This window comes from Streptomyces phyllanthi (assembly GCF_009377205.1).
GTDB classification, from domain to species: domain Bacteria; phylum Actinomycetota; class Actinomycetes; order Streptomycetales; family Streptomycetaceae; genus Streptomyces; species Streptomyces phyllanthi.
Window position 1 is genome coordinate 1 of sequence record NZ_VJZE01000761.1, and the last position, 2,642, is coordinate 2,642.

General features: G+C 70.4%; 3 protein-coding genes and 1 pseudogene. 2 read left to right on the forward strand and 2 right to left on the reverse strand.

The window, feature by feature from the left end:
- Positions 1-205, forward strand: a pseudogene (locus FNH04_RS44505) (hypothetical protein); the annotation flags it as partial.
- Between the two features lie 49 nt (positions 206-254).
- On the opposite strand, the gene FNH04_RS44510 reads toward FNH04_RS44505, so the two are convergent.
- Both FNH04_RS44510 and FNH04_RS44515 read right to left on the reverse strand, forming a co-directional pair.
- Positions 255-488 (reverse strand): ferredoxin, encoded by a 234-nt coding sequence (locus tag FNH04_RS44510; RefSeq protein WP_152791919.1) that lies wholly within the window; start codon positions 486-488, stop codon positions 255-257.
- A gap of 2 nt (positions 489-490) precedes the next feature.
- Entirely contained in the window at positions 491-1,948 is a 1,458-nt protein-coding gene (locus FNH04_RS44515) for an aldehyde dehydrogenase (protein ID WP_152791920.1), read from the reverse strand.
- Between the two features lie 195 nt (positions 1,949-2,143).
- Here FNH04_RS44515 and FNH04_RS44520 point away from each other — a divergent pair.
- Positions 2,144-2,642: MBL fold metallo-hydrolase (locus FNH04_RS44520; RefSeq protein WP_152791921.1), on the forward strand; the 499-nt coding region annotated here is incomplete at its 3' end.

Sequence of the window (2,642 nt, forward strand, 5' to 3'; positions counted from 1 at the left end):
CTCCCCCGCCACCCGACTCCGACTCGCCGAATGCCTCGCCCTGATCTCCGAACCACTCGTCGACGAGGTGATGGACGAGAACCCGGGAGCCTGGCGCGCTCTCCGCACAACCGAGCAAGCGCTACGAGCCCAACAGGACGACCGCACCCGAGCAAACGTCCTGCACCAGCTCATCAACCGCCTGATCGAGGACTACGAGCCCTGATGGAACGGGCCTCAACCCTGACGGGACGGCCCTCCAGGGCCCTGGCTCCCTAGTCCTCCGGAGGGAACACCGCCTCCCCGCTCCCCAGCAGCGTGATCACGATCGCCTCCACCGGGCAGCTCTCCGCCGCCTCCAGGACCTTCTCGTTGGCGTCGGTCTCCGGGTCGGTGGGGTGGGACTGCCGGGCCGCGTCGAGGCGGAAGCCGTCGGGGGCGTGGTGGAGGCACTGGGCCGAGCCGATGCACAGGGAGCGGTCGACCTCGACCTGCCAGCGATCGCCCATCCCTAGGCCTCCCAGCCCGCGGGCAGGTGGATCATCTTGTGCTCGAAGTACTCGCCGTATCCCTCGGGCCCGAACTCCCGCCCCAGACCGGAGTTCTTGTAGCCGCCGAACGGGCCGAGCATGTCGAGGCTGAAGGTGTTGACGGAGTAGGTGCCGGTACGGACCTGCCGCGCGACCTCGATACCGCGCTCCACGTCGGCGGTCCACACGCTGCCGCTCAGCCCGTACTCCGAGTCGTTCGCGATCTTCACGGCCTCGCTCTCGTCCCCGTACGGGATGAGGCAGATGACCGGCCCGAAGATCTCCTCGCGGGCGATCCGCATGGAGTTGTCCACGTCGCCGAAGAGGGTCGGCTCGACGTACCAGCCCTTCTCGAAGCCGGCCGGACGCCCGCCGCCCGTCAGGATCTTGGCGCCCTCCTCCTGGCCGATGCGGATGTAGTCGAGGGAGCGTTGCTGCTGGCGCCGGGCGACCAGCGGGCCGAGCTCGGTGGCCGGGTCGAGCGGGTCGCCGACCTTCAGCGCGCTCGCGACGGCGGCGAAGGCCTCGGCGAACTCGGTGGAGCGGGTGCGCGGCACGAGGATGCGGGTCTGGGCCACACACGCCTGGCCGTTGATCATCCAGGCGAAGGGCGCGATCCCGGCGACGGCGGTCTGCGCGTCGGCGTCCGGCAGGATCACCGCCGCCGACTTGCCGCCCAGTTCCAGGGTGACGCGGGTGAGGTTGCGGGCGCAGACCTCCATGACCCGCTTGCCCGCGCCCACCGACCCGGTGAAGGACACCTTGTCGACCCCGGGGTGCCCGACCAGGTACTCACTGACCTCGCGGTCGGCGGGCAGGATCGACAGCACCCCTTCGGGCAGCCCGGCCTCGGCGACGATCTCCGCCAGCAGGTAGGCGTCCAGCGGGGTCTCGGGCGACACCTTCAGGATCGCGGTGCAGCCGGCGAGCAGCGCGGGCGCGAGCTTGGCGGCGGCGGTGAACTGCGGCACGTTCCACGGCACGACGGCCGCGACCACGCCGACGGGCTCACGCCGCACGAGCAGCTTGCCGAGGATGCCGTCGCGCTTCTCCTCGTAGGTGAAGCCGCGCGCCGTGGTGATCGCCGCGTCCCACACCATCATCGAGGCGAGCGCCTGCACCATCACGGACGAGGTGTACGGGGTGCCGTTCTCGGCGGAGATGACACGGGCGATCTCCTCGTGCCGTACGGCGATCGCGTCCTTGATCCGCCCGACGACCTCGATGCGCTCCTCCAGCGTCGTACGCGGCCAGGGCCCCTCGTCGAAGGCCTGCCGGGCGACGGCGACGGCCCGGTCGACATCGGCGCGCGAGGCGTGCGGAACGCGTCCGATGACCTCCTCGGTGTGCGGCGACACGACCTCGATGACGTCCTGGCCCAGGGGGTCGGTCAACTCCCCGCCGATGAACAGCTGACGGTGTTCCACGAGCTCGGCCATGGTCGACTGCCTCCCCGGGTACGTGCGTTCCCTGATCCCTGTTCCCTGACGAACACGTTCTCTGACGATCCATCAGGTGCGGATACACGGGAACTGATACCAGTTCCCCTTCGAGGAGTCCACGACTACGACAGCCCTCCCATAGGAACATGTTCTAGTTATGATGGCGTTCGGGACACGGCGAGGGGGGAGCCCATGGTGGCCAGGACGCAGGTGACCGATCTCGGCGGGGGCGTGTGGAGCATCCCGGTCCCCATCCCGGACAACCCCCTCGGCCACACACTCGTGTACGCCGTCGACACCGACCGCGGCCCCGTCCTGATCGACACGGGCTGGGACGACCCGGCGTCCTGGGACACACTCACCGAAGGCCTGACCGCCTGCGGTACGTCCGTCCGGGACCTGCACGGCGTGATCGTCACCCACCACCACCCGGACCACCACGGCCTGTCGGGCCGGGTGCGTGAGGCCTCCGGCGCCTGGGTCGCGATGCACGAGGCCGACCTCGCGATCGTCCGCCGGACCCGGGAGACCCGGCCCGGCCGCTGGTTCACGTACATGGCGGCCAAGCTCACGGCCGCGGGCGCCCCCGAGGAGCACGTGGCGCCCCTGCGTACCGCCCTCCCCCAAGCTCTCGGCTCCGCTCGAGCAGGGAGGGACCCCCATCGCACGCTGCCCGGCCTCTCCCCCGCCC

What these genes read in the sequence shown, in the direction of transcription:
- FNH04_RS44510 (WP_152791919.1), bottom strand. Translation starts at nt 488, where the DNA reads ATGGGCGATCGCTGGCAGGTCGAGGTCGACCGCTCCCTGTGCATCGGC.
- FNH04_RS44515 (WP_152791920.1), bottom strand. Translation starts at nt 1,948, where the DNA reads ATGGCCGAGCTCGTGGAACACCGTCAGCTGTTCATCGGCGGGGAGTTG.